The organism is Streptomyces sp. NPDC005866 (assembly GCF_040629895.1).
In the GTDB taxonomy this organism is placed as follows: Bacteria; Actinomycetota; Actinomycetes; order Streptomycetales; family Streptomycetaceae; genus Streptomyces.
Window position 1 is genome coordinate 74,187 of record NZ_JBEXWP010000011.1, and the last position, 24,282, is coordinate 98,468.

The following is a 24,282-nucleotide window of genomic DNA, read 5'->3' on the forward strand; positions in this document are numbered from 1 at the left end:
CCCGGGGATGGACCGCCCGCTTCGCGCTGTCGGTACACGGAGCCCGCCGCCCCCGTGCCGACGGGCTCCGTGTGACGTGGATATGCCCGCCCACGTGGGCGGTTGAAGCATCCTGGACGAGGTTCTGAGCCTTCTTTGAGGATCTGGGGAGCGGTTCGCCCGGGTGTATGGCTTTTCGGATCGGTTTCGTCAGCCCTCGGGGTACTCGGCCAGCCCCGGCCAGTCGTCCGGCCCGCCGCCCTGCCACTCGATGAGGTCACTCTCCTCGACCTCGATCCGGTCCAGATCGGCCATCCGCAGGATTTCGACCACGTCGTCGAGGTGCGAGGCGATCCCCAGGGTCACATCCCGCTCGGTGACCCGCCGGGAGCCGTCCAGGGCGGGAGCGTGCACGACGATGTGGGGGAACTCCGTCGGTGGGTGTGCTGTCATGCCTTCAGCGTGCTGCGGCAGGGGCGGATACGCACGCCGAAGCGCCGGACGCGGACGGTTCCGCGTCCGGCGCTCCGGCGCTCGGTGAGGCTTCTTCGGCTGTGGCCGTCCGACGGCACGAGGCTGGGCGCGACAGGTCGTTCGCGCCGCCGGACGGGGCCTGGAACGGCTGGGACCGCGGCGGGTGCGACGGAGCCGGGGCGGCCTTCCCTCTGGTCGAGAAGGGCGCTCGGTTCCTTCACCACCGCACTGGCTCGCACGCCGCCGCGGTCCTTGCCACGCCCGCGCACATCCGGCCGGCCACCCCTCATCCGGGCCGTCCGGCGGTGCGCGGGCCGTCTGTGTCAGTCCTCGCGCAGGGCGCGGACCGCCTCCTCCACGCGCTTGCCGTACTCCGGGTCGGCGGCGTGGAAGTGGGCCAGGTTCCGGGCGGCGCCGGCGCCTGGGCGCGACAGGACAGTTGTCAGCGCCGGCGCCGCCCGGAGGTCATGGGTTCGGCTCAGAACTGGGCGCCCGAGAGGCGCTCGACCGCGCGCAGCAGCGCGGAGTGGTCGAGGCCGCCGTCGCCCTGCGCGCGCAGGGAGGCGACCAGCTGAGCCACCACGGCACCGACCGGCAGGGCGGCGCCGACATTGCGGGCCGCGTCGGTCACGATGCCCATGTCCTTGTGGTGCAGGTCGATCCGGAAGCCCGGCTTGAAGTCGCGGTTGAGGAAGTTGTCCTTCTTCCGCGTCAGCACGGTCGAGCCGGCCAGGCCGCCGCCCAGCACGTCCAGCGCGGCCGTCAGGTCCACGCCGGACTTCTCCAGGAAGACCACGGCCTCCGCGCACGCCTGGATGTTCACGGCGACGATCAGCTGGTTGGCCGCCTTCACGGTCTGGCCGGAGCCGTGCGGACCGCACAGCACGATGGTCCTGCCCAGCGCCTCGAAGATCGGCTTGGCCTGGTCGAAGTCGGCCTGCTCGCCGCCGACCATGATCGACAGCACGGCCTCGATGGCGCCGGCCTCACCGCCGGAGACGGGGGCGTCGAGGACGCGGATGCCCTTGTCCTTGGCGGCGGCGGCCAGGTCGACGGAGGTCTGCGGGGTGATCGAGGACATGTCGATCAGCAGACAGCCCTGCCTGGCGTTCTCCAGGATGCCGTCCGGGCCGTAGGCGATGGCCTCGACGTGCGGCGACGCGGGCACCATCGTGATGACCACGTCGGCGTCACGCACGGCCTCGGCGATCGAGGAGGCGGCCGTGCCGCCTGCCGCGGCCAGACGGTCCAGCTTCTCCTGCTCCAGGGTGTAGCCGGTGACCTCGTAACCCGCCTTGATCAGGTTCTCGGACATGGGCGAGCCCATGATGCCGAGGCCGATCCACGCGATCGCCGGGCGGGTCGGGCGGGAGGAGGGGGGAAGGGTGCTCATGATGGGGGTGCCTCTCTCAACTGCTCTGCGAAGTCGGGGGGTTCAGCGGGCGGCGCGCGCTTCGCGCGGGAGCCACTCGAAGGCCTCGGCGCTCGGCTGGTCGCCCGGCTTGTACTCCAGGCCGACCCAGCCGTCGTAACCGGCCTTCCTCAGTTGGTCGAGCAGCTCCTCAAGAGGGAGCGAACCCGTGCCCGGGGCGCCGCGGCCCGGGTTGTCGGCGATCTGTACGTGGCCGGTCTTCGAGGTGTACCGCTCGATCACCGACGGCAGGTCCTCGCCGTTCATGGACAGGTGGTAGAGGTCCATGAGGAAGCGCGCGTTGCCGAGCCCCGTGGCCTCGTTGACCTTGTCGACCACGCCGACGCCGGCCGGTGCGCTCACCAGCGGGTACAGCGGCGACTCGGGCCGGTTGAGGGTCTCGATCAGAAGGACCGCGCCGATCCGGTCGGCCGCGCGGGCCGCGAGGGCCAGGTTCTCCAGGGCCAGCGCGTCCTGCTCGGCCGGGTCCACGCCGTCGACGCGGTTGCCGTACAGCGCGTTGAGCGCCTTGCAGCCGAGCGACTGCGCGAAGCCGGCGGCCACGTCGATGTTGGCGCGGAACTTCTCCGACTCCGCACCGGGGATCGACAGGGCGCCCCGGTCGGGGCCGGGCAGCTGCCCGGCGTAGAAGTTCAGGCCCGTCAGACGGACGCCCGCGTCCTCGATCGCGTTCTTCAGCGCGTCGAGTTCGGACCGCTCGGGGGTGGGGGAGTCGACCCAGGGCCACCACAGCTCGACCGCGCCGAAGCCGGCCGCGGCGGCGGCCGCGGGGCGCTCCAGGAGCGGGAGTTCCGTGAAGAGGATCGACAGGTTGACGTTGAAGCGCTGCTCTGCGGCTGCGCTCAATTCAAAACCTGGCATGGGGGTCGGCGCTCCCTTCCGCTGTCTCTGTTTCCATAATGTGGAAGTTTATTTCTGCTTAATGGAAGACTGCCTGTGGCCGGGGAGAGCTGTCAAGAGCGCCCGCGCAAATCCCGCGCCCTACCCTGAAGGCATGGCACGGTCCAACGACGAGGTCGCCGCTCTGCTCCAGGAGTACGCGGACCTGATCTCGATCACCGGCGGAGACGCCTTCAAGGCGCGGGTCTACGAGAAGGCCGCCCGGTCGGTCGGCGGTCACCACGACGATGTCGCCACGCTCGACCTCAAAGAGCTCCAGGAGATCCCGAACGTCGGGAAGTCGATCGCCCAGAAGGTCCTGGAGTTCTACGACAGAGGCAGCGTGTCCGCCGTGGAGGAGTTGCGGGCGAAGATCCCCGCCGGGGTACGGCGGCTGACCGCCATCCCCACCCTCGGCCCGAAGAAGGCGATGGCCGTCTACGAGGAGCTGGGCATCTCCTCGGTCGAGGAACTGGCCGAAGCCATCCACCAGGAGCGGCTGCGCGATCTCAAGGGCTTCGGGCCGAAGACCGAGGAGAACATCCGCCACGGCATCGAGCTGCTCCAGTCGGCCGGGGGCCGGGTGCAGCTCGACGTGGCCCTGGACCTGGCGGAGGGCATCGTCGACGCGCTGTCCGCGGTGACCGGCTGCGCGAAGTGCACCTACGCCGGGTCACTGCGCCGGTTCCGCGAGACGATCGGCGACATCGACATCCTCGTCGCTGCGAAGAAGTCGGCGCCGGTCATGCGGGCTTTCACCGAGCTGCCGTACGTCACCGAGGTCATCGGCCAGGGCGATACCAAGACCTCCGTCCGCACCAGCAAGGGCCTCAACGTCGACCTGCGGGTCGTACCGCCGGACTCCTGGGGCGCGGCGCTGCAGTACTTCACCGGCTCCAAGGCCCACAACATCCGCACCCGCGAACGGGCCGTGCACCAGAAGCTCAAGCTCTCCGAGTACGGGCTCTTCGACGTCGAGAGCGGCGAGAAGATCGTCTCCGAGACCGAGGAGGAGGTGTACGCCCGTCTCGGCCTGCCCTGGATCCCACCACCCCTGCGCGAGGACCGCGGCGAGATCGAGGCGGGGCTGCGGGACGAGCTGCCGGAGCTGGTCACCGAGGCCGACCTCCGCGGTGACCTGCACACCCACACCGATCTCACCGACGGGCTCGCCCCGCTGGAGGAGATGGTGGAAGCGGCCGCCCGGCGCGGCTACACCTACTACGCGATCACCGACCACGCCCCGGACCTGGCCATGCAGCGCATGACCGACGAGCGGATGCTGGCCCAGCGGGAGCGGGTGCGCGAACTCGACGGCACCTACCCCACCCGGGGCCGGCGCGGCGGGCTACGGCTGCTGCACGGCACCGAGCTGAACATCGGCCCCGACGGCGAGGTGGACTGGCCGGACGACTTCCTCGCCGGCTTCGACCTGTGCGTGGCCTCGGTCCACTCGCACTTCAACCAGAGCCGCGACGCCCTGACCCGGCGGCTCGTCCGGGCCTGCGAGAACCCGTACGTCCACATCATCGGCCACCCCACCACCCGCCTCATCGGCAAGCGGCCCGGCATCGACGCCGACCTCGACGCGGTCTTCGCCGCCTGCGCCCGCACCGGTACGGCCCTGGAGATCAACGCCCACCCGGACCGTCTCGACCTGCGCGACGAGGACATCCTGCGGGCCCGGCGGCACGGCGTGAATTTCGCCGTGAACAGCGACGCCCACGCCGTCCCCCATCTGGACGCCATGCGCTACGGCATCGGCACCGCACAGCGCGGCTGGCTCACCAAGGACGATGTGATCAACACCTGGCCCGAGCGACGGCTGCGGAGCTTCCTGCGCAAGAACGGCTGAGCCGGGAGGCCGCCCGGAGACCGGTGCCGCGCGGCAGGGCCTGTCCGGCGGACCACGCCGGCGCCCAGCAGTTCCGCCTCAACTCCAGCAAGGACCTGATCAATCCGCAGGCAACAAGTGCGCCGAATGATGCCGGTCGGTGCCGGTCGGTGCCGGCCGCAGCCGTCGTGGGCGTTCTTACGGATCGTGAGTGCGGGCGGAGGGACGCGCCGGTCGGTTAGGGTCGCCTCGTGACGGACGCAGCGGCTCCGTCACGGTGAATTGACTGGCCCGGGGTGTATCGCGGCTGCGCGGCAGTCGGCCGATGCGCCCCTGTTGTGCCCCGATGTGCCCCGCGGTGGGTGATCTGGGTAAAAGCGCAGGTCAAAGACGCGTTTTCTGGGGGCGCAATGCGATTGAGAGTGGAGTTCACGACCGAGCCCTTCGACCTCGACGAGGCACCCGCACACGCGCTGGTCGCCCGTGAGGTCATCGAGGGGGCGCAGCTGGACGCGGTGGACGTCGGGCCGTTCGGGAACACGGCGGAGGGCGGCGCCGACGCCGTGCTCACCGCCGTGGACGCGCTGCTGCGCAGGACCCTGGAGGCCGGCGCCACCCGGGTCTCGCTCCAGGTCAACGTGGTGGGGGAGGGCGGCGACAAGTGACCGGAAACGCGGACGAGCCCTTCATCACGGCAGTGAAGCCGCTGGTCGACGCCATGGGCGGGGAGATGCTCCCGCCCGACGAGGCCGGCCCCGACGACGTGGTGCTCGCCTGGGAGGGCACCGACGTGGTCGCCGTACGGCTGCCGCAGCTCGCCGACTCCCTCGACCACATCCTGGTCGCCATGGAGCGCAAGCAGGGCAAGCCGCTGGCCGACCTGGACCGCAAGGCGAAGCAGGAGGTCGTGCGGATACTGGAGGCGCGGGGCGCCTTCTCCGTGCGGCACGGCGTGGAGACCGTGGCGAGCGCGCTCGGCGTGAGCCGCTTCACCGTCTACAACTACCTCAACCGCGACAAGGAGAGCTGACCGGAGGGTTCCGCGCGGGGGTTGTTACGCGGAATTTTCAACAAAGTGTTGACGTCGGGTTTCGGAGGGCGTTAGCTGACGGCAGCCCGTTCAGCACGAAGGCCGCTTACGGCCACGGAGGCTCCCGTGACGTCGACTCCCACGCCCCCGGGTCTGGCCCGGTTCAATGTTCTGGAGGAGCACGCGGCCTTCGCCGCCCTCCACGAGGCCTGTGCCTCCACGGCGTGGGCCCGGCGGCTGCTCGCCGCCCGCCCCTACGCCACCCCCGAGGCCCTCTACTCCGCCAGCGACGCCGCCATGGCCGGGCTGAACGCGGCGGACCTGGCGGAGGCCATGGCCGGACACCCGCCGATCGGCCGTCCCAGGCCCGGCGACCCGGCCTCGGCCCGCGAGCAGTCCGGCATGGCCGGCGCCGCCGAAGGGCTCAAGGCGGAGATGCTCGAACTCAACCTGGCGTACCAGGAGAAGTTCGGCCATGTCTTCCTGATCTGTGCCACCGGCCGCAGCGGCGAGGAGATGCGGGACGCGGTCAAGGAGCGGATCGGCAACGCGGCCGAGTATGAGCGGGAGATCGTCCGCACCGAACTGGGCAAGATCAACCGCATCCGGCTCGCCCGACTCGTCGAAGAGGACGCCTGAGACCATGAGCACCAGCACCACCGCCTCCGTGTCCACCCACATCCTGGACACCTCGCTCGGCCGCCCCGCCGAGGGCGTCGCCGTCCAACTGTCCGCCCGGCAGGGCCGGTCCGCCCATTACGGGCAAGGAGGCGACTGGCAGGCGCTCGGCGGCAGCGCGACCGACACGGACGGCCGGTGCAAGGACCTGCCGGCGCTGCCGGAGGGGACCACACACGTACGGCTCGACTTCGCCGTGGAGCCGTATTTCGAGAAAAAGCAAGCCGATGCGCAGCAGGACGCCCCCGCGAATCGGGACAGCGGTGCGTTTTTCCCGGAGGTGGCGATCACTTTCGCCGTCACGCCCGGAGAGCACTATCACGTACCGCTGCTGCTCAACCCGTTCGGCTACTCCGTTTACCGAGGGAGCTAGCTAATGCCCACCATCCTGGGACAGAACCAGTACGGCAAGGCCGAGAACCGGGTCGTAAAGATCACGCGGGACGGTGCCACCCACCACATCAAGGACCTGAACGTCTCGGTCGCGCTCTCCGGCGACATGGACGAGGTCCACTACTCCGGCTCCAACGCCAACGTCCTGCCGACCGACACCACCAAGAACACGGTGTTCGCGTTCGCCAAGGAGCACGGCATCGAGTCGGCCGAGCAGTTCGGCATCCATCTGGCCCGGCACTTCGTGACCAGCCAGGAGCCGATCAAGACGGCCCGGATCCGGATCGAGGAGTACGCCTGGGAGCGCATCGAGGCCTCCGACGCCAACTCCAAGTTCATCGGCGCGGACGAGGTCAAGCACTCCTTCGTCAGGAAGGGCCAGGAGACCCGGCTGACCCAGATCACCTACGACGGCTCGTCGTGGGAGGTCATCTCCGGCCTCAAGGACCTCGTCGTGATGAACTCGACCAACTCCGAGTTCTGGGGCTACGTCAAGGACAAGTACACGACCCTCCCCGAGGCGTACGACCGCATCCTGGCCACCCAGGTCTCCGCCCGCTGGCGGTTCAACTGGACTGACGACGAGCAGAAGATGCCCAACTGGGAGGAGTCCTACGAGCAGACCAGGAAGCACATGCTCCAGGCCTTCGCCGAGACGTACTCCCTCTCGCTGCAGCAGACGCTGTACCAGATGGGCTCGCGCATCATCAACAACCGCGAAGAGATCGACGAGGTCCGCTTCTCGCTGCCGAACAAGCACCACTTCCTCGTGGACCTGGAGCCGTTCGGCCTCAAGAACGCCACCGAAGACGGTGCCGTGTACTACGCCGCCGACCGGCCCTACGGCCTGATCGAGGCGACTGTCCTCCGGGACGGCTGCGAGGCGAAGATCCCGGTGGACCTGACCAACCTCTGATCGACTCCCCACTCTCGGCACCCGCGGCCGGTGACGCCCTGCGATCCGGCCGCGGCACTCAAACCCCCGGGGTCCTGCCGTGCCCTCACCCCAAGTCCATTGAGCGAAAAGGACGAATCATGGCAGCAGCCCAGCGCATCGTCATCGAGAACTGTTCGATCGCGACCGTCGACGCCCACGACACGGAGTACGCGCACGGGTATGTCGTCATCGCCGGCAACCGCATCGAGTCGCTCGGCGCGGGCAAGGCCCCCGAGGGCCTGGAGAACGTCGTACGCCGTATCGACGCCACCGGCCACCTGGTGACCCCCGGCCTGGTCAACACCCACCACCACTACTACCAGTGGATCACCCGGGGCCTGGCCACCGACCACAACCTCTTCAACTGGCTGGTCGCGCTGTATCCGACCTGGGCGCGCATCGACGAGCCGATGGTGTACGCGGCCGCCCAGGGCTCGCTCGCGATGATGGCCCGTGGCGGTGTCACCACCGCGATGGACCATCACTACGTCTACCCGAAGGACTCCGGCGACCCCTCCGGCGCGATCATCCGCGCCGCCCGCGAGATGGGCGTCCGCTTCACCCTCGCCCGCGGCTCCATGGACCGCAGCGAGAAGGACGGCGGACTGCCCCCGGACTTCGCCGTCGAGACCCTCGAAGGCGCCCTCGCCGCCACCGAGACGACCGTCAAGGAGCACCACGACCCCTCCTTCGACGCCATGACCCAGGTGGCCGTGGCCCCCTGCTCGCCCTTCTCCGTCTCCACCGAACTCCTGCGTCAGGGAGCCGAGTTGGCACGCCGACTCGGCGTACGCCTGCACACCCACGGCTCGGAGACCGTCGAGGAGGAGCAGTTCTGCAAGGAGCTGTTCGGGATGGGCCCGACCGACTACTTCGAGTCCACCGGCTGGCTCGGCGAGGACGTGTGGATGGCGCACTGCGTCCACATGAACGACTCCGACATCGCCGCCTTCGCCCGTACGAAGACCGGTGTCGCCCACTGTCCTTCGTCCAACGCCCGTCTGGCGGCCGGCATCGCCCGCGTCCCCGAGATGCTGGCGGCCGGCGTCCCGGTCGGCCTCGGCGTCGACGGCACGGCGTCCAACGAGTCCGGCGAACTCCACACCGAGCTGCGCAACGCGCTGCTGATCAACCGCCTCGGCGCACACAAGGAGGCCGCCCTCAACGCCCGCCAGGCGCTGCGCCTCGGCACCTACGGCGGCGCCCAGGTCCTGGGCCGCGCGAGCCAGATCGGCTCGCTGGAGCCCGGCAAGCTCGCCGACCTGGTGCTCTGGAAGCTGGACACCCTCGCGCACGCCTCCATCGCCGACCCGGTGACCGCCCTGGTCTTCGGCGCGGCCGCCCCGGTCACGGCCTCCTTAGTGAACGGCCGTCAGATCGTCGAGGGCAACCGCCTGCTGCACGTCGACGAGGACGCGATCGCCCGCTCCACGCGGGCCGAGGCCCAGCGGCTGGCACACATCGCCGCGCAGTAACTTTTCTTCGCCGTACGGCACTTGCGGTACGGCATCTGAGCTCCGGCTGGGAGGGACGGCTTCCGGCCGGCAGCCGTGGACCCGAGCGGGGTCCATGGCGGCCGTCTCCTGGGCGCGTGCTTCCCAGCGCGCGCCCGGGAACGGTCACCGTCCCCCCTCGGTCCCTCCGCCACTCCCGGCTTCGCTCGAGCGGGAGGTGCCCCCATGACCGACAACGCACCACCTCCCTGAAACCCGCGCCAGAGCCGCCGTGTACCCGACCGGAGGAGAGCCGCCGTGTCCCCGCACCCTGTCGACGAGAAACTTCCGCCCCTGAAAATGGCCACCACGGGCCTTCAGCACGTGGCCGCCATGTACGCCGGTGTCGTCGCCCCGCCCCTGATCGTCGGCGCGGCCATCGGTCTGTCCGGCACCGAACTGACCTTCCTCACCGGCGCCTGCCTCTTCACCGCGGGCCTCGCCACCTTCCTCCAGACCCTCGGCGTCTGGAAGATCGGCGCCCGGCTGCCCTTCGTCAACGGCGTCACCTTCGCCGGGGTTGCCCCGATGACCGCGATCGCCGCCTCCACCCACGACAGGTCCGACGCCCTGCCGGTCATCTTCGGCGCGGTGATCGTCGCCGGCCTCCTCGGCTTCCTCGCCGCCCCCTTCTTCAGCAGGGCGGTCCGGTTCTTCCCGCCCGTCGTCACCGGTACGGTCATCACCCTCATCGGCGTCTCGCTGCTCCCGGTGGCCTTCGGCTGGGCGCAGGGCCCCGCTCCGGCGGCCGACGACTACGGTTCGGCCAAGTACCTGGGCCTGGCAGCCCTGACCCTCCTCATGGTCCTGCTCCTGCGCCGCTTCACCCGGGGCTTCGTCAAACAGATCGCCGTGCTGATCGGCCTGGTCGCCGGCACGCTCGTCGCCCTCCCGTTCGGCGTCACGGACTTCGGCCCGGTCGTGGACGCGGACGTCATCGGCTTCCCGACCCCCTTCCACTTCGGTGCCCCGCAGTTCCAGGTCGCCGCGATCCTCTCCATGTGCGTGGTGATGGTGGTCTCGATGACCGAGTCGACCGCGGACATGCTGGCGCTGGGCGAGATCGTCGAACGCCCCGCCGACGAGCGGACGATCGCGGCCGGGCTGCGCGCCGACACCCTCGGCTCCGCGATCAGCCCGCTCTTCAACGGGTTCATGTGCAGCGCCTTCGCGCAGAACATCGGCCTGGTCGCGATGACCCGCATCCGCAGCCGCTTCGTGGTCGCGGCCGGCGGCGGCTTCCTGGTGCTGATGGGCCTGTGCCCGATGGCCGCCTCGCTGATCGCCGTCGTACCCCGCCCGGTGCTCGGAGGCGCGGGCGTGGTCCTCTTCGGCTCGGTGGCGGCCAGCGGCATCCAGACGCTGGTCAAGGCCGGCCTGGAGGAGGACGAGAACGTCCTGATCGTCGCCGTGTCCCTCGCCGTCGGCATCGTCCCGATCACCGCGCCGGACTTCTACCACGCCTTCCCGGAGACCGCCCGGATCGTCCTGGACTCGGGCATCTCGACGGGCTGCGTGGCCGCCGTACTGCTCAACCTCGTCTTCAACCACCTCGGTCGGCGGCCCGCTGAAGCGACGGGCACGGTCCCCGAAGCCGCAGGGGCGGCGCCCCTCGCGTCACCTCAGTCCATCTCGTAACTGCCCCAGTGCACCGTCCACTTGCCGCCGAAGCCGACGTGAGACCGGCGGGCCGATTTGGGAATGCCGTCGGATGCCGGTAGGAAGTCACTGTGAGTCGACGGGGGAGTGCGCATGAACGAGTCGGGCCGCGTGGAGGCCTTCAGCGACGGCGTCTTCGCGATCGCGGTCACCCTTCTCGTTCTGGACATCAAGGTACCCAAGGTCGGTGAACACGACAGTCTCTGGCGGGCGGTGGGCGAGCAGTGGCCCTCGTACGCCGCCTACGCGGTGAGCTTCCTGGTCATCGGGATCATGTGGGTCAACCATCACCAGGTGTTCAGCTATGTGGCCCGGGTCGACCGGACACTGATGTTCCTGAACCTGCTGGTGCTGATGGTGGTGGCCGCGGTGCCCTGGCCGACGGCGATGCTCGCCGAGTACCTGCGCGAGGACGCGTCCTCGCACACGGCGGCGGCCGTCTACAGCCTGGTGATGGTGCTGATGGCGGCCGCCTTCCAGGCCCTGTGGTGGCATCTCACCCGTACGGGGCATCTCTTCGACGCCCGCGTCGACGCCGAGGCCGCGCGAGCGACCCGGGCCCGCTTCGCCCTCGGCTCACTGGGCTACCCGATCACGGTCGGCCTGGCCTTCGTCTCCGCGCCGGTCACCCTGGCCGCACACGGCCTGCTGGCCATCTACTACGGCTTCAACCAGGTACCGGTCCCGACCCGCCGGGACCCGGCCACGCCATGAGGCCGGCGAGCAGACCCGCGCCGACGCAGACGTAGCGGCTGGGCCTGACTCAGCCGGCGGCCCGGAACGCCTGGCAGGGGCTGAGCGCGGGGAGCCGGCCGGTCATGTACGAGCGGGGTGGGACGCCCATCAGCGCACGGAAGTCGGTCGTCATGTGCGACTGGTCGAAGTAGCCGGTGGCGGCGGCCAGTTCGGACCAGCCCGCGCTGCCCGCCCGGGCGGCGAGCGTGCGGACGCGGTCGATACGGGCGTAGTGCTTCGGGGAGACACCGATCCCGTCGGTGAACAGGTTCCGCAACTGACGTTCGCTGACGGCAAGTTCCCGGGCCACGTCCCGCACCTGTGCGGGCGCCCCGTCCAGCCGCACCGACAACGCCTCGACGCCCGCCCGCAGCAGCGCCGTCCGGGCCGGGTCCGTCTGCTCCGACAGCATCCCGGGCAGCACCTCGGTGATGTGCGGCAGCGCCTCCCGCGGGTCCAGCCACCGCACCTCACGCGCGAACCGGCGGGCCACCCCGCCCGGCAGACCGTCCAGCGGCACCACCCGGCCGACCAGCCGCGCCGCCGGAACACCCAGCAGGGGCCGGGCGGTACCCGGAGCGAGGCGCAGCTCCACACACGAGATATGGGACTTCCCCGCGTGGTAGGTCGCCCGCACCCGCGGCCCGACGGCCAGGACGTCACGCCGTCCGTCCCCCGTCACCCGCAGCACCACCTTGGTCACCGCGTCCGGCAACTGGACGAACGTTCCCTCGGGCGGCTCGGTGAAGGACATCGTCCGCACCTCGGCGACCCACGGGCGCAGTCCCTCGGGCGGGTCCGGAAGCGACTGGGCGATGGTCATCGGCACGCTTCCACGGTAAGCGACCCGCGCCAGGGTCCGGGCGGGCCGGCCGTGCCGGAATTTCCAAGAGCCGGCCACCCGGGCGGGCCGACCGTGGACCACATGATTCTGGTGACGGGTGCCACGGGCACCATCGGTAGTGACGTCGTACGACAGTTGGCCGAGCGCGGTGCGAAGGTGCGCGCGCTCACCCGCGACCCGGCGAAGGCGCGGGTGCCCGCCGGGGTGGAGGTGGTGCGCGGGGACTACGGCGACCCCGCGTCCCTGGACGCAGCGCTGGCCGGCGCGAGGGCCGCGTTCCTGCTCCGGCCGCCCGGCCCCGACGAGGGAGAGGACGCGGCGCTGGTCGCCGCGGCGCGGACCGCGGGCGTGGACCGGCTGGTGAAGCTCTCCGCCATCGCCACCGGCGATCCCGCTTCCGGCCCCTCCGCGCAGTGGCATGCCGACGGCGAGCGGGCGGTGCGGGACAGCGGGCTCGCCTGGACGGTGCTCCAGCCGTCGTCGTTCGCCTCCAACACGCTGACCTGGAGGGAAGCGCTCCGGGTGGGCCGGCCGGTGCCCAACATGACCGGGGACGGCGCGTCGGGCGTGATCGACCCGCGCGACATCGCGGAGGTGGCGGTCCGGGCCCTGCTCGACGCCGGGCACGCCGGGCGGACGTACGTCCTGACCGGTCCCGAGGCGATCACTGTGCCCGGCCAGGCCACCGTACTCGCCGAGGTCCTCGGCCGCCCGGTCCCGACCCGGGACCTGTCCCCGCACGAGACCCGCGACTTCCTCCGCACGGCCTGGGGCATGGACGAGACCCGGGCGGAAGGCGCCCTGACCGGCGTGGCGTTCATCCGCGCCGGAGGCAACGCGACGGTCACCGAGGACGTGGCCGAGGTGCTGGGCCGCCCGGCCCGGACCTTCCGCACCTGGGCCGAGGACAACAAGGAGCTTTTCGAGGCGAGTTGAGAGGTAGTCGGCCAAGGCCCGCGGTGGCCGTGGTCCGGCTCACCGGTTCCGCGGCCGCAGTACCGCCGCCGCCAGCACCAGGGTGGCCACAGCGATCCCGGTGGCCGCCCGGAACGCCAGCCGGTAGCCCTCCGCCGTGGCGGCAATCAACTCCGCGCCCCCGTCGAGCAGTCCGCCGGTGCGGCTCGCCGCCAGTGTGCTCAGTACCGCAAGGCCCAGCGAACCGCCCACCACCTGTGTGGTGCTGAACAGCCCGGACGCCAGACCCGCGTCCTCCTCGCGCGCCCCGGACATCGCGAGCCCGGTCAGCGCCGGCATCCCCGCGGCGAACCCCGCGGCGAGCAACAGCAGCGGCGGCAGCACGTCGACGACGTAGGAGGCACCGACCGGCGTCCGGCTCAACAGGGCCATCCCGGCGGCGATCAGCACCAGACCGCAGAGCAGGACCCGGTACGCGCCGCAGCGGGCGATCGTCCGCGCGGACAGGCCCAGCATCAGCAGCCCGATCGCGACCGGAGCGGGCAGAAAGGCCATGCCGGTCGCCAACTCGCCGTATCCCAGCACACGTTGGAGATAGAGCGCACCGAGGAACTGGAAGCCGTACATCGTCGCGATCATCAGCACCTGTACGGCGTTGGCACCGGCGAGCAGCCGGGAGCGCAGCAGCCGCAGGCGGAGCAGTGGGCGCCGGGCACGTGCCTGGCGGAGGGCGAAGCCCGTCGACAGGGCGACGGCCAGGGCCGTCAGGAGGAGGGTGGCGAGCGGGCCTCGGTCGCCGGCGCCGACGATGACGTAGACCGTGAGCATCAGGGCTCCGGTGACCAGCGCGGCGCCCGGGAAGTCGGCGCCCTGGCGGAGGCCGGCGCCCCGCTCCGGGGCGAGGATCCGGGCGGCCGCGAACCAGGCGGCCAGTCCCGTCGGCAGGTTGATCAGAAAGATCCAGTGCCAGCTCAGCGCCTGGGTGAGCGCCCCGCCGAGGAAGGTGCCGAGCGCCCCGCCCGCCGCACCGACCGCGCTGAACACCGCGATGGCGCGGCCCTGTTCACGCGGCTCCGGGAAGAGGGCGACCAGCATGCCGAGCACCACCGCCGAGGTCATCGCCCCGCCCGCGCCCTGCGTCGCCCGCGCCGCGATCAGCACGCCCTGCCCGGTCGCCACCGCGCACAGCACGGAGGCGACCGTGAACAGGGCGAGGCCCGTCGTGAACATCCGCTTGCGGCCCAGCAGGTCGCCGAGACGGCCCGCCAGCAGGAGCAGCCCGCCGAACGGGATCAGATACGCGTTGACGACCCAGGCCAGCCCGGGGCCGCTGAAACCCAGGTCGCGCTGGATGGCCGGCATCGCCACCGTGACGATGGTGCCGTCGAGGACCGTCATCAGCGCCCCCGCGCACAGAACGGCGAGGGACGCCCAACGGGGGTATGTTCGTGAGAGTGCCACCGGGGCCGTCGGCGTCGGTGGCGGTGTTCCGGTCGTGGTCGACATGGCCTTGGCCTCCGCAATCGCCGTAGAAACTCACCAGGCAGATGAACAGGAACCGATCGTGTACAAGGTGCACGACTTGTAACGGAGTTCATGGTGAGTGACCATGGGGGGAGACGTAAGGAGGCAGCTCGATGTCCCAGAGGAACACCGGTGTGACCGTCCAGGTGGTGAACGCGGGCACCTGCCCGGTCCGTGAGGTTCTTGACAGGGTCGCCGGCAAATGGAGCGTCCAGATCCTGGTCGCGGCCTCGCACGGCCCCATCCGCTTCACCGAGCTGGAGCGCAGTATCGAGGGCATCAGCCGCCGGATGCTGACCCTCACCCTGCGCAACCTGGAGCGCGACGGGCTGGTGACCCGCACCGTGTATCCGACGGTGCCCCCGAAGGTGGAGTACGGACTCACCCCGGTGGCCCAGGAGCTGCACGAGACTTTGCAGCGGCTGACCGACTGGGCCGAGCGCAACCGCGGCTACATCGCGCAGGCGCGGGCGGCCTACGACGCCGAGCACCAGCCCGAACTGCTCGACGCGTAGAAGGCGTTGGACGCAGAGCTTCGGCGGGACCACTCAGCCGGTGTGGCTTCGATGCCGGTGCTCGCCGACCGGATGGGCGTCGCCCTGGCCACGCCGCGCGCCGCGATCGTTGGCTTTGTCTGGCGTTCAGTCATCGATCCGCCCGCCGGTGCCCACGGACGGGATCGGTGGGCACCGGCGGGCGCTGAGCCCGTCCGGAGGCGGTGGGAATCGTCAGGCTGCGAGACCAGGAAGCGGCGCCCTGGCCGGCCGCAGCCAACTTGCGCGGTCAGTTCCGGCCGGCCGCCGGCGCGTGTGTCAGCCCGATAGGTGAGGACGGTGGAAACCGGCACCGTTCGCCCGGACCTGCTCTGTCTCGATCATGGCGGCAGCCATGAGCTCGGGATCCAGGGCGGATACGTCCGCAAGGCGTGCGGCAGCGGCATAGGAGTTGAACAGTGACTTCGTGACCCGTAGAGCGGTGGCTGGTCTTCGGAGGAGAGGATTGATCCACCCCTCGACCGCTGCGTCGAGGCTGGATGCGGGGACGACCTTCTGCAGGAGAGACAGCGAAAGGGCCTCCGCGGCGTCGAAGGATCGTCCGGTGAGGATGAGCTCGCGGGCGCAGGCGGGCCCGATTTCGCTGAGGAGGCGCGGCAGGAGGCCGCCCCAGGCTGCGGGAAGGCCGAACGCGAGCTCGGGGAGCCGAAAGGTTGCCGTGTCGGCAGCGACGCGCAGGTCGCAGGCAAGGGCGAGGGCCAGGCCCGCTCCGATCGCCTTGCCGTGAATGCGGGCGATGGTGACCGCGGGGTTGCTCGCAAGGCTCTCGCAGACGCGGCGGGCCTTGTGCCCGGAGGCGCGGACGCCTCCGCCGGCAGGGTCCAGGAGCAGGGACTCTGCGTGCTCGGTGCGGTCCCCGCCGACACAGAAGTCTTCTCCTGCCCCGGCGAGTACGACGGCCCGGATGTCCGGCTCCTGTCGGTCGAGGACGGCTTGGAGGTCGTCCAGCATGGCATCGGTGACAACGTTGCCCTGCCCAGGCATGTTGAGCTCGATGGCCAGGACGGTCCCGAGCTCACGCACACGCAACGTCTTCAGCTCGACAGGAGGCTTGAGGACGGTGGGCTTTGTCATGTGCTCACTTTCAGGGAGGTCACTCTCCGAAAGACCATCCGGGGAGCGTAAACCGGGGCAGAGGTGGGACGCAGGGTCTCGAACCGTCGAAGGAGTTCGGTCAGCAGCGTGCGGGCCTCCAGACGGGCAAGTGCAGCGCCGAGGCAGTAGTGGATGCCCCCTCCGAACGTCATGTGCGCGCCGTTGCGCAGGATGTCGAAGCGTTCCGGGTTCTCGTTGCGTCTCGGGTCGTGGGCGGCAGCGCCGTACATCACGTGGACCATCTGGTCCTGGGCGATCGGGGTGCCGGCCAGGACGCTGGGCTCGGCGGCGATGCGGGTGTTGAAGTGGACGGGCGGGTCGTAGCGCAGGGCCTCCTCGACGGCGTCGTCGACGTGATCGGGATGGTGGCGCAGCCATGCCCACTGGTCGCTGTCCTGGGAGACGAACCAGACGGCGTTGGCCATCAATGTCGCTGAGGTCTCCAGGGAGGCGATGGTGATGAACATGACCAGGTCGTAGACGGTCTGGTCGGCGGCGGCCTGATCGTCTGGATACTGCGCGTCCCAGTACCGGATCCAGCCCGATATGACGTCACTGCCTGGGGCGGCACGGCGTTCTTGGATGAGCCCGGTGAAATAGCTGCGCATGTCCAAGGTGGCCTGGGCGGAGATGGCCAGTTCGCTCTTGGTGGGGAGCAGTTCCTGGGAGTACACCTGGCGGTGGGTGAAGTCGAGGATGTGCGCGTGGTCCCGGGCGGGGATGTCGAGCCATTCGCCGACGGTCAGGACCGGGAGTTGGTCGCCGACGAGGGTGACGAAGTCTGCCTCGCCGTCGCGGCGTATTCGATCGGCCAGTTCGTCGACGATCCGGGTGACGTGGTCGGCGATGCGGGGCTCTAGCGTGGCGAGGGTGCCGTGGTCGAAGAGATTGCCGAGGCCGCGACGCTGACTCGTGTGAGCGGGCGGGTTGAGCCGGAACAGGGCTCGGCTGATCGCCTGGGTGGCGGGGGCCTGCCAGCGTGCCGTGTTCGGCTGCCGTGCTTGCCAGGCGAGGTCCGGTGCGAGCCAGGTCCTGCCGCGCAGGACCTGGTTGCACGCGTCGTAACCGGTGACCAGGTAGCCACCCCAGGGGGCGGCTACGACGTCCCCGAGGGAGCGCAGTTGGTGCCAGACAAGCTGGGGGTTGCTCCGGCCTGCGGGGGAACGCAGGCGCCGGAGAAGGGAGATGACGGATCGGCGGTCTGGGGTGGTGCCGATTATGTCGCCGACGGCGGTCACGCGTAGCTCCTTTTGACCGAGCGCTTCCGTTACCGGCGGAACCTACCCTTCCCCCCTCACTTGTCATGCGCCTGTGCGTGTTGCCCCTGTCACATGTCGTGCTTCACGCCGAGAAGATGTCGAGGAAACTCCGCCAGAGTCCTTTCCTGGTCTGCTGCTGTGGCAGGGGGGCGCTGCCCGCTGCCGCAGGGGCGGGTTGAGCAGAGCGAGCGGGCCGATGGGACGGGGATGACGAAGCCCGCCGACTGGCCGGTACAGGGCTGAACTTCGCGGGGAAGTCGAAGAGGGCGCGGTGGAAGGGACCGGGGCGCCAGCGCAGTTCGTGGGCCGGGACGGCGAGGGAGACATCGGGCAGTGCGTTGAGCAGCTGTTCGATGGCAGTGCTCGCGATGACCCGGGCCGTGCCTTTGACCGGACAGGCGTGCGCTCCTGCGCCCCAGGCCAGGTGGGCGCCCCTGGCCTGCGCGTGGCTGGCCTGCGTGAGGACGGGATCGCCGTTGGCGCCTGCGAAGCTGATGACGACCGGGCTGTTCGCCTCCGCCACGTATCCGCCGAGGTCGATGTCCTGCAACGGATAGTGCGTGGCGTAGTTGGCGATGGGCGTCATGCGTAGGAGCACGTGATCGAGGGCGTCCTCGACCTGCATGCTCGATCCGCCCTCATGTCCAAGGAGCACCAGGAGGGCGTTGGCGATGAGGTTGCGTTCGGGTTCGGCGCCGGCCCCCATCAGCATCACCAGCTGGTCGGAGAGTTCTTGGTCGGTGAGGCCGGCGGGATGCTGGATGAGCCAGGAGGTGACATCGTCGGCGGGCTCACGACGCTTGAGAGCGATCAGCTCCATGAGCGCGGCGGTGAGGTCCTCGCTGGCGCGCAGCGCGTCCTTGCCGTCGAAAATGTCAGAGAGCGCACTCGTGACGGTGTCACCGATGTCGGCCGGGCAGCCGAAGAGCTTGTTGAACAGCAGCAACGGCAACAGCTTCGCGTAGTCGTTGATCAGGTCTGCCTGGCCCTGCTCGCTGAACCTGTCGATGAGGTAGGCCGTGATCGGCTCGACGTCGCGCCGGATCCGCGTGGTGTTGAGACGGTCGAGACTCTCGGTGACAGCCGTACGGAGCCGCTGGTGCACGGCGCCGTCAGTGAACAGGCAGTTGGGCCGGAAGGCCATCATGGCCAGGACAGGGCTGTCGAGGGGAACGCGGCCGTCGTTGAGCGCGGCCCAGCGGCGAGCGTCCCGCACGAACAGCCCGGAACTCTGCAGCACGCGCAGCGCCATCTCGTGGCCTACGACCAGGGTCGCGTCTACGCCGGGAGCGAGTTCGACCGGCCCTGCAGGCGCGTGCGCCCGGATCTGGTCGTAGACCTTCTGCGGGTTGTCGGCGAAGGCGCCGTCGTACATGGGGCATCTGGCTGCGCCGGTGGCAGCCGTGTGGCGAACATCCATGTGAGTGTCCTTTGCATGCCCGAACGGTGCAGTCCGGGCCGGAAGGCGGGTCAGGCGGAGTGGTCGAGCAGATGACGGACCAGTTCGATCAAGGCGCTTGCGGACGATCGCTGGTCACGGGCATCGCAGTAGACGACGGGGGTATCCGGGAGAAGGTCCAGTGCCTCACGGATCTCCGCCTCCTCGAACCGCTGGTCGGCATGGAAGGCGTTGACGGCGATCGCGTACCGGAGTCCGTAATCGTCGATCAGGTCGATGACGGGGAACGACTCTTCCAGCCGGGCAGGATCGACCAGGAGCAGGGCTCCGAGTGCTCCGCGGGCCATGTCGTCCCACAGTTGCATGAAGCGCTGTTGTCCGGGCGTGCCGAACAGGTACAGCACCAGATCCTCGCTCAAGGTGAGCCTGCCGAAGTCCAGGGCCACGGTGGTGGTGACCTTGTCCGGCGCTCCGCGCAGGTCGTCGACGTGCACGGACGCCTGCGTCATCTTCTCCTCGGTACGTAGTGGAGTGATCTCTGACAGAGATCCGATGAAGGTGGTCTTGCCGACGGCGAAATGCCCCACGACCAAGATCTTCGCTGCGGTGGTCACCGCGCCGGAGACGTAGACGGAGCCATTCGCGCGGCGATCATCCGGTGTTGAGGTTTTCGAGTCCATGCAGAACCTTTACGAGGATCTCTCGGTCGGTGGGCAGGGCGGGGGCAGGTTCAGCGCGGCGCAGGAGGTGCCCCTGCTCGAATAAATCCGTCAGTAGTAGTCGGGCCACGCCAACTGGTAGACCCACGTGGCCGGCGACTTCGGCGACGGCCAGAAACCCGCCCGCGAGGAGGTCCCAGATGGCCGTCACCTCCGGGCTGGCCCCTAACGGCATGCTTCTGCCGGGCGCCAGGGTGACCAGCATGTGGAGGGACAAGGTGTCGTCGGACGGGATACGCCGCCCGCCGGTGATGACGTAGGCGCGGACGAACTCGCTGGTGACCGGAAGGTCCTCCCCGCCAGCCGTGGTCATGCCTCGACGCCGGTGTTCTGGCGCGGTGCCGCACTCAGCGCCGCGGCCAGTGCACCCACGGTCTTCTGCATGCGGATCGACAGCGCCTCCATGTCGACGTCCAGCGATGCCGAGACGGCCAGGTAGGAGTCGCTGCCCGCGGAACAGAGGACGATCCAGCCACCGTCGAACTCGATGAGCGTCTGCCTCCAGGTTCCCCTTCCACCGCCGCTGAAGGGGGCGATGGCTTTGCAGAGAGACTGCAAGGAACTCATTGCGGCGGCGTTCGTCTCGGCATCGTCGCGACCAATGTCGTCGGACTTTTCCATCAGGAGGCCGTCGGACGAGACGAGGATGGCGTGACGCCCTCCCCGGATACCGAGCACGTCGTTCAGCGCCCACGACAGATCGGGATTCACTGGTTCTGAGTTCCTTCCGTGTTGTCCGAGTCGTACCCGTGCGTCGCGGTGCGGGGGAATCCCAGACGCGGCGAAGATGCCGGGGCGGCGGTCCCGTCCGTCCCTGCGGAGTCCCGGCCGAGTCGGGTTCCGCGGGCGAAGGCTCCCAGACTCCGAGCTCTGTTCTCGTCCGAGGCCTCCGATGGCTCAGGCGTCGTTGCATCCGCCGGGGCGACGATGGCCACCGTGCTCCGGTCGCGCCTGCGGCGTCTGGGAAGGCCACCGGCCGTCGTCCCCACGACACGTGAGGGCATCACAACGGGGCCACCGGGTGCGGAGCGCTCGTCGGCAGCACCGTCCTGCGCGGCATCTGCTGGGTCGGGGATGTCCGCGGAAAGAAGATCACTCGGAACACGCACTACGGCACGCACACCCCCGTAGGGGGACACCGCATCAACCGAGACAAAGAACTTGTTACGCTCGGCCAGAGTCCCGCAGAGAGCGAACCCGAACTGGGGCGGATCGCCAAGACTCGTGATGTCCACAGGTCCAGTCGCGGACAGCAGCGCCGCCGCCCGACTCTTGGTCTCCTGGTCCATTCCCAGGCCTGCATCATCGACGATCAGGCAAATGCCCGTGGGTACCTGCTGGATGTTGACTTCCACAGGCGTGCCCGGGGCGCTGTATTTCGTTGCATTGTCCAGCAACTCAGCCAAGGCCATGGCGATCGGTTCGACCGCTGTGCTCGTGATGAACGCATTGACCTGCGAGTTCACCCTGACCCGGCCGAAGTCCCGGATCCGCCCCTGAGCATTGCGGGCTACGTCGTACACGGAGGCAGGGTCGTCACGCCGGCCCAACCACCCACCGCAGAGCAGCGAGATGCCCTTGGCGCGGCGGCTGAACTGGTTGCCAAGGTGATCCGCCTGCATCAGGTCCGCGAGGACTTCGCTGTCCGCGCCGTACTTGTTCTGCAGCGCATCCAGGAGCGCCAGAAGCTCCTCGGCGAGTCCCGACTGTATGCCCATCGCCGACTTCAGAGTCGCCTTGGTCGCGGACGCGGCATCCTTGCGTACCTCCTCGAGCTCGTCGGCGTGTCGGGCGTTCAGAGAGGCATGGGACGTGTCAAGCTTGGCGAGATAACTCTCCTTCGACGCAAGGTTGCCCTCCAGGCCTTTGATGTTCGCGCGGAGCTGGATGTTGGTTCTCCGCGCCCGCCACACTGCGAGAACCGCAGCGGCGAGCACACCTAGCGAGATCCACAGGAGTGGATCATCGATGAATGACGTCATGAGACTCTCTTCACGTCGCCTCGCGTGAGGAGCTGTAGGCGAGTCCCTCGGCGTTCCCCGGCCTGATGGGGCCGAAGAGCGAGCCGACGGACCACCAGCTACTCCTTCGCGATGGGGCCCTAGAGACTGTCCCCCGTACGCGTACGCGACGCGCCGTCAGCCTACTGAAACGTGGGATGATCTTATCATTCGTCACACAGCCAACAGCCCTACTCGCTAGGCCACTTGGAGACCTTCACAAAGGTCACGCAGTGGGGCTCACGGCCATGGATCTTTTGAGCGTCGGCGACGTCAGACCGTCGCACGGAAGCCCGTGTATGCGGCCGGGGCGTCGAGGATCGCCGTGGCCATGGTGCCGTGACCGTGACCGTGACCGTGACCGCGGCCTCGCGCACGCGGATGCGAGCGTACGCGACGACCAGCGCCGGCTCGGCCCTTCTCGCCCATCTCCGCAACGGTCATTGTCGGCGTACGGACTTGTCTCCCCAGCCCGTGGGTTCGGCGTAGTCGAGGTGCACCGCCTGGTTCAGATGGCCCCGCACATCGGACGGCATCCTGACACGCCCGTCACACCCGGCGTGGCGATGCCAGCAGATAGCGGGTTCTGGTCCGCGGCTCCGTGTACTCGCCGGTCTGCCACCCCGCCCGCTCCAGGGTGGCCGCGCACGCCCTCAGGGGCTCGCCCTCCGGTGCGTACACGGCGACCGCCTGCGGCTGCGGGGTCGCACGCACCCGGTAGCCGGCGGCAGCCGGCCCCTCGGGCCGGTGCCCGGCCGCCTCCAGGGCGAGCGCGGCGGCCCGCACCAGATGCGTACGCTCCCAGCCGCACGGCCGGTCCGTGGCGCCGTCGGGATTGGTCATCCGGCGCAACTCAAGGAGCCCCTGCCAGGCGCTGTGCACCTCACGCACGCGCGCGGGCCCGTCATCGGCGGCCTCCTCACCGCCGACCCGCGCGGCGAACACCCGGTCGGGCTCGGCCGGGGCCACTGCCTGGGGCTGCGGAGCCGCCTCCCGTATCCGATGCCCCGCCGGCGTCAGAAAGTGGTCGTGCGGCGGGCGCGGGTGCCGGAAGGCGAGCCCCCGCTTCACCAGCGCCGCCAACTGCGCCTCCGTGCCCCGCAGCCGCCCGGTGACCGGATCGGCGGCGTCGATGAGCCGCCGCTGCGCGGCGGTGGGCGGTCGGGTCACGGTGTGCTCCTCTCGGGCGTCGATCCGTACGGGCGCGTATCGATCCGTGCTTCGAAGGCTACGACCGTGCACTGACACTCGACCGGACGAAGATCACGGGCCGCCGATCGCGGCTACTGGCTCGGCTCGCCCGGCCGGATGTTCCATCCCGCGATCACCGGCCGTGCGTGCTCCGTGCTCAGCCGGCACAGTGTCCCGGTCGCCAGTTGGAAGAGGGCCCCGTCGGACGGTGGCAGGCCGAGGCGGCGGGCGGTCAGGACGCGCAGGAAGTGGCCGTGGGCCACCAGCAGCACGACCCCTTCCGTATCGGCGAGGGCCGCGTCGACCTTGGACAGCATCCGGTCGGCCCGCTCCCCGACCTGTTCGGGGGTCTCCCCGGGGTGCTCCGGCGGACCGGGTGCGACCCCGTCGGTGAAGAGGAACCAGCCGGGCCGGGTGCGCTGGATCTCCGCGGTGGTCACGCCCTCGTAGCCGCCGTAGTCCCATTCCCGCAGGTCCGCGTCGACCCGGGCATCGGGCACGCCGATCAGCTCGGCTGTTTCGCGCGCCCGTTGCAGCGGGCTGACGAAGGCGGCGCCGATGCGATGCGAGCGGATCAACGGCACCAGCCGCCGCGTCTCCTCCCGCCCGTGCTCGGTGAGGGGCACGTCGGTCCGACCGGTATGCCGTCCGGACCGCGACCACTCGGTCTCACCGTGCCGGACGAGAAAGACATCAGCCATACGTCAGAGGCTAAGAGCCCAGCGTTCCAGTTCGGCGAACTCACGCGCCCGCAGGCCGTGGCGTGGATCGACCGGAAGGAGTAGCGCCGGCCCGTCCTGCTGCTCGGCGACATGGCGGACGTCGAGCTCGGTGACCATGTCGTCCACCCACACGAACGGCCGCCCCGCCGCCCACGCCACGACGGTCCGCGTCTTCCAGTACAGCCCCTCCGGATCCTTGGCGAACAGCTCGGGCCACTCGATGACGGGCAGCTCGGGCAGCCCGATGACCGGACCGATCATCTCGTTGGCCTGATGCGTCCACGTGGTGGCCCGCGCCAGTTCGTACGGAAGCGCGAGCAGCCGTGCCCCGTGACCCGGGTGCAGCCGCACCCGCAGCCCGCGGCGCAACTCGCGGGAGCCGGGTTTCTGACGGGCGGACCAGTTCGCCGGACGCAGCCTGCGGGTCACGTACCCGCGATGCCACAACAGCCTGGCCCGGAACGGGTTGAGGGGTCCGTCGACGTCGAGGAGAAGCAGTGGACGCTGGGTCATGGGGATGGCTTACCCGGCCCGGGC

Annotated in this window: 26 protein-coding genes; 11 read left to right on the forward strand and 15 right to left on the reverse strand. The window is 69.7% G+C overall.

All coding sequences use genetic code 11. The features are described from left to right. Positions 1 to 189 precede the first annotated feature (189 nt). From ABZ396_RS18205 to ABZ396_RS18215, 3 genes are all read right to left on the reverse strand, one after another. Positions 190 to 432, reverse strand: coding sequence for a hypothetical protein (locus ABZ396_RS18205; RefSeq protein WP_358924070.1), 243 nt, complete (start codon positions 430 to 432; stop codon positions 190 to 192). Positions 433 to 931: 499 nt separating this feature from the next. After that, positions 932 to 1,846, reverse strand: a complete 915-nt coding sequence (locus tag ABZ396_RS18210) for a 2-hydroxy-3-oxopropionate reductase (RefSeq protein WP_358924794.1) — start codon at positions 1,844 to 1,846, stop codon at positions 932 to 934. A 42-nt stretch (positions 1,847 to 1,888) separates the two neighbouring features. Beyond that, positions 1,889 to 2,746 carry a TIM barrel protein gene (locus ABZ396_RS18215; RefSeq protein WP_358924796.1) on the reverse strand — a complete coding sequence of 286 codons (858 nt, stop codon included), beginning with the start codon at positions 2,744 to 2,746 and terminating at the stop codon, positions 1,889 to 1,891. Between the two features lie 133 nt (positions 2,747 to 2,879). Between ABZ396_RS18215 and polX the strand changes: the two genes are divergently transcribed. The 9 genes from polX to ABZ396_RS18260 all read left to right on the forward strand — a co-directional run bounded on the left by polX (position 2,880) and on the right by ABZ396_RS18260 (position 11,502). Continuing rightward, a complete protein-coding gene (gene polX, locus ABZ396_RS18220; RefSeq protein ID WP_358924798.1) occupies positions 2,880 to 4,619 on the forward strand; it encodes a DNA polymerase/3'-5' exonuclease PolX in 1,740 nt (579 codons plus the stop codon). A gap of 389 nt (positions 4,620 to 5,008) precedes the next feature. Next, complete coding sequence (locus tag ABZ396_RS18225) at positions 5,009 to 5,263, forward strand: hypothetical protein (RefSeq protein ID WP_358924800.1); 255 nt, start codon at positions 5,009 to 5,011, stop codon at positions 5,261 to 5,263. After that, positions 5,260 to 5,628 carry a helix-turn-helix domain-containing protein gene (locus ABZ396_RS18230; RefSeq protein WP_358924802.1) on the forward strand — a complete coding sequence of 123 codons (369 nt, stop codon included), beginning with the start codon at positions 5,260 to 5,262 and terminating at the stop codon, positions 5,626 to 5,628. The genes ABZ396_RS18225 and ABZ396_RS18230 overlap by 4 nt, the downstream gene beginning before the upstream one ends. Positions 5,629 to 5,754: 126 nt before the next feature. Next, positions 5,755 to 6,267, forward strand: a complete 513-nt coding sequence (uraD, locus tag ABZ396_RS18235) for a 2-oxo-4-hydroxy-4-carboxy-5-ureidoimidazoline decarboxylase (protein WP_358924804.1) — start codon at positions 5,755 to 5,757, stop codon at positions 6,265 to 6,267. A gap of 4 nt (positions 6,268 to 6,271) precedes the next feature. After that, a complete protein-coding gene (gene uraH / locus ABZ396_RS18240; protein WP_358924806.1) occupies positions 6,272 to 6,679 on the forward strand; it encodes a hydroxyisourate hydrolase in 408 nt (135 codons plus the stop codon). A 3-nt stretch (positions 6,680 to 6,682) separates the two neighbouring features. Further along, positions 6,683 to 7,615 carry a factor-independent urate hydroxylase gene (gene pucL, locus ABZ396_RS18245; RefSeq protein ID WP_358924808.1) on the forward strand — a complete coding sequence of 311 codons (933 nt, stop codon included), beginning with the start codon at positions 6,683 to 6,685 and terminating at the stop codon, positions 7,613 to 7,615. 119 nt (positions 7,616 to 7,734) lie between these two features. Next, a complete protein-coding gene (locus ABZ396_RS18250; RefSeq protein WP_358924810.1) occupies positions 7,735 to 9,111 on the forward strand; it encodes an 8-oxoguanine deaminase in 1,377 nt (458 codons plus the stop codon). A gap of 276 nt (positions 9,112 to 9,387) precedes the next feature. Next, positions 9,388 to 10,767: a nucleobase:cation symporter-2 family protein gene (locus tag ABZ396_RS18255; RefSeq protein ID WP_358924812.1), complete on the forward strand. Its 1,380-nt coding sequence runs from the start codon at positions 9,388 to 9,390 to the stop codon at positions 10,765 to 10,767. 114 nt (positions 10,768 to 10,881) lie between these two features. Beyond that, positions 10,882 to 11,502, forward strand: coding sequence for a TMEM175 family protein (locus tag ABZ396_RS18260; RefSeq protein WP_358924814.1), 621 nt, complete (start codon positions 10,882 to 10,884; stop codon positions 11,500 to 11,502). Positions 11,503 to 11,551: 49 nt separating this feature from the next. On the opposite strand, the gene ABZ396_RS18265 is transcribed toward ABZ396_RS18260, so the two are convergent. Beyond that, complete coding sequence (locus tag ABZ396_RS18265; RefSeq protein WP_358924883.1) at positions 11,552 to 12,346, reverse strand: helix-turn-helix domain-containing protein; 795 nt, start codon at positions 12,344 to 12,346, stop codon at positions 11,552 to 11,554. A gap of 93 nt (positions 12,347 to 12,439) precedes the next feature. On the opposite strand from ABZ396_RS18265, the gene ABZ396_RS18270 reads away from it, so the two are divergent. Next, positions 12,440 to 13,303: an NAD(P)H-binding protein gene (locus ABZ396_RS18270; protein WP_358924816.1), complete on the forward strand. Its 864-nt coding sequence runs from the start codon at positions 12,440 to 12,442 to the stop codon at positions 13,301 to 13,303. A gap of 39 nt (positions 13,304 to 13,342) precedes the next feature. Here ABZ396_RS18270 and ABZ396_RS18275 read toward each other — a convergent pair whose 3' ends face one another. After that, positions 13,343 to 14,788, reverse strand: coding sequence for an MFS transporter (locus tag ABZ396_RS18275; protein ID WP_358924818.1), 1,446 nt, complete (start codon positions 14,786 to 14,788; stop codon positions 13,343 to 13,345). 131 nt (positions 14,789 to 14,919) lie between these two features. Between ABZ396_RS18275 and ABZ396_RS18280 the strand changes: the two genes are divergently transcribed. Further along, on the forward strand, positions 14,920 to 15,321 hold the full coding sequence (locus ABZ396_RS18280) for a helix-turn-helix domain-containing protein (RefSeq protein ID WP_358924820.1): 402 nt from the start codon (positions 14,920 to 14,922) through the stop codon (positions 15,319 to 15,321). A gap of 297 nt (positions 15,322 to 15,618) precedes the next feature. Here ABZ396_RS18280 and ABZ396_RS18285 read toward each other — a convergent pair whose 3' ends face one another. From ABZ396_RS18285 to ABZ396_RS18330, 10 genes are all read right to left on the reverse strand, one after another. Then, positions 15,619 to 16,434: an enoyl-CoA hydratase/isomerase family protein gene (locus ABZ396_RS18285; RefSeq protein WP_358924822.1), complete on the reverse strand. Its 816-nt coding sequence runs from the start codon at positions 16,432 to 16,434 to the stop codon at positions 15,619 to 15,621. Then, positions 16,431 to 17,693, reverse strand: a complete 1,263-nt coding sequence (locus ABZ396_RS18290) for a cytochrome P450 (protein ID WP_358924824.1) — start codon at positions 17,691 to 17,693, stop codon at positions 16,431 to 16,433. The genes ABZ396_RS18285 and ABZ396_RS18290 overlap by 4 nt, the downstream gene beginning before the upstream one ends. Positions 17,694 to 17,796: 103 nt before the next feature. Then, positions 17,797 to 19,134, reverse strand: a complete 1,338-nt coding sequence (locus ABZ396_RS18295; protein ID WP_358924826.1) for a cytochrome P450 — start codon at positions 19,132 to 19,134, stop codon at positions 17,797 to 17,799. Between the two features lie 50 nt (positions 19,135 to 19,184). Further along, entirely contained in the window at positions 19,185 to 19,793 is a 609-nt protein-coding gene (locus ABZ396_RS18300; RefSeq protein WP_358924828.1) for an ATP/GTP-binding protein, read from the reverse strand. Next, entirely contained in the window at positions 19,765 to 20,145 is a 381-nt protein-coding gene (locus ABZ396_RS18305) for a DUF742 domain-containing protein (RefSeq protein ID WP_358924830.1), read from the reverse strand. Before ABZ396_RS18305 ends, ABZ396_RS18300 begins: the two co-directional genes overlap by 29 nt. Further along, a complete protein-coding gene (locus ABZ396_RS18310; protein ID WP_358924832.1) occupies positions 20,142 to 20,543 on the reverse strand; it encodes a roadblock/LC7 domain-containing protein in 402 nt (133 codons plus the stop codon). The genes ABZ396_RS18305 and ABZ396_RS18310 overlap by 4 nt, the downstream gene beginning before the upstream one ends. Further along, positions 20,540 to 21,814, reverse strand: a complete 1,275-nt coding sequence (locus ABZ396_RS18315; protein WP_358924834.1) for an ATP-binding protein — start codon at positions 21,812 to 21,814, stop codon at positions 20,540 to 20,542. The genes ABZ396_RS18310 and ABZ396_RS18315 overlap by 4 nt, the downstream gene beginning before the upstream one ends. A 567-nt stretch (positions 21,815 to 22,381) precedes the next feature. Further along, positions 22,382 to 23,002, reverse strand: coding sequence for a hypothetical protein (locus ABZ396_RS18320; RefSeq protein WP_358924836.1), 621 nt, complete (start codon positions 23,000 to 23,002; stop codon positions 22,382 to 22,384). Positions 23,003 to 23,115: 113 nt separating this feature from the next. Further along, the gene (locus ABZ396_RS18325) at positions 23,116 to 23,724 is read right to left on the reverse strand and encodes a histidine phosphatase family protein (protein WP_358924838.1); all 609 of its coding nucleotides are present in this window, start codon (positions 23,722 to 23,724) and stop codon (positions 23,116 to 23,118) included. A gap of 3 nt (positions 23,725 to 23,727) precedes the next feature. Further along, positions 23,728 to 24,258 carry a hypothetical protein gene (locus ABZ396_RS18330; protein WP_358924840.1) on the reverse strand — a complete coding sequence of 177 codons (531 nt, stop codon included), beginning with the start codon at positions 24,256 to 24,258 and terminating at the stop codon, positions 23,728 to 23,730. Positions 24,259 to 24,282: the final 24 nt, after the last annotated feature.

What these genes read in the sequence shown, in the direction of transcription:
- ABZ396_RS18285 (WP_358924822.1), bottom strand. Translation starts at nt 16,434, where the DNA reads ATGACAAAGCCCACCGTCCTCAAGCCTCCTGTCGAGCTGAAGACGTTG.
- ABZ396_RS18265 (WP_358924883.1), bottom strand. Translation starts at nt 12,346, where the DNA reads ATGACCATCGCCCAGTCGCTTCCGGACCCGCCCGAGGGACTGCGCCCG.
- ABZ396_RS18295 (WP_358924826.1), bottom strand. Translation starts at nt 19,134, where the DNA reads ATGGATGTTCGCCACACGGCTGCCACCGGCGCAGCCAGATGCCCCATG.
- polX (WP_358924798.1), top strand. Translation starts at nt 2,880, where the DNA reads ATGGCACGGTCCAACGACGAGGTCGCCGCTCTGCTCCAGGAGTACGCG.
- ABZ396_RS18210 (WP_358924794.1), bottom strand. Translation starts at nt 1,846, where the DNA reads ATGAGCACCCTTCCCCCCTCCTCCCGCCCGACCCGCCCGGCGATCGCG.
- uraH (WP_358924806.1), top strand. Translation starts at nt 6,272, where the DNA reads ATGAGCACCAGCACCACCGCCTCCGTGTCCACCCACATCCTGGACACC.
- ABZ396_RS18330 (WP_358924840.1), bottom strand. Translation starts at nt 24,258, where the DNA reads ATGACCCAGCGTCCACTGCTTCTCCTCGACGTCGACGGACCCCTCAAC.
- pucL (WP_358924808.1), top strand. Translation starts at nt 6,683, where the DNA reads ATGCCCACCATCCTGGGACAGAACCAGTACGGCAAGGCCGAGAACCGG.
- ABZ396_RS18280 (WP_358924820.1), top strand. Translation starts at nt 14,920, where the DNA reads ATGTCCCAGAGGAACACCGGTGTGACCGTCCAGGTGGTGAACGCGGGC.
- ABZ396_RS18215 (WP_358924796.1), bottom strand. Translation starts at nt 2,746, where the DNA reads ATGCCAGGTTTTGAATTGAGCGCAGCCGCAGAGCAGCGCTTCAACGTC.
- ABZ396_RS18225 (WP_358924800.1), top strand. Translation starts at nt 5,009, where the DNA reads ATGCGATTGAGAGTGGAGTTCACGACCGAGCCCTTCGACCTCGACGAG.
- ABZ396_RS18260 (WP_358924814.1), top strand. Translation starts at nt 10,882, where the DNA reads ATGAACGAGTCGGGCCGCGTGGAGGCCTTCAGCGACGGCGTCTTCGCG.
- ABZ396_RS18300 (WP_358924828.1), bottom strand. Translation starts at nt 19,793, where the DNA reads ATGGACTCGAAAACCTCAACACCGGATGATCGCCGCGCGAATGGCTCC.
- ABZ396_RS18205 (WP_358924070.1), bottom strand. Translation starts at nt 432, where the DNA reads ATGACAGCACACCCACCGACGGAGTTCCCCCACATCGTCGTGCACGCT.
- ABZ396_RS18305 (WP_358924830.1), bottom strand. Translation starts at nt 20,145, where the DNA reads ATGACCACGGCTGGCGGGGAGGACCTTCCGGTCACCAGCGAGTTCGTC.
- ABZ396_RS18325 (WP_358924838.1), bottom strand. Translation starts at nt 23,724, where the DNA reads ATGGCTGATGTCTTTCTCGTCCGGCACGGTGAGACCGAGTGGTCGCGG.
- ABZ396_RS18275 (WP_358924818.1), bottom strand. Translation starts at nt 14,788, where the DNA reads ATGTCGACCACGACCGGAACACCGCCACCGACGCCGACGGCCCCGGTG.
- ABZ396_RS18250 (WP_358924810.1), top strand. Translation starts at nt 7,735, where the DNA reads ATGGCAGCAGCCCAGCGCATCGTCATCGAGAACTGTTCGATCGCGACC.
- ABZ396_RS18315 (WP_358924834.1), bottom strand. Translation starts at nt 21,814, where the DNA reads ATGACGTCATTCATCGATGATCCACTCCTGTGGATCTCGCTAGGTGTG.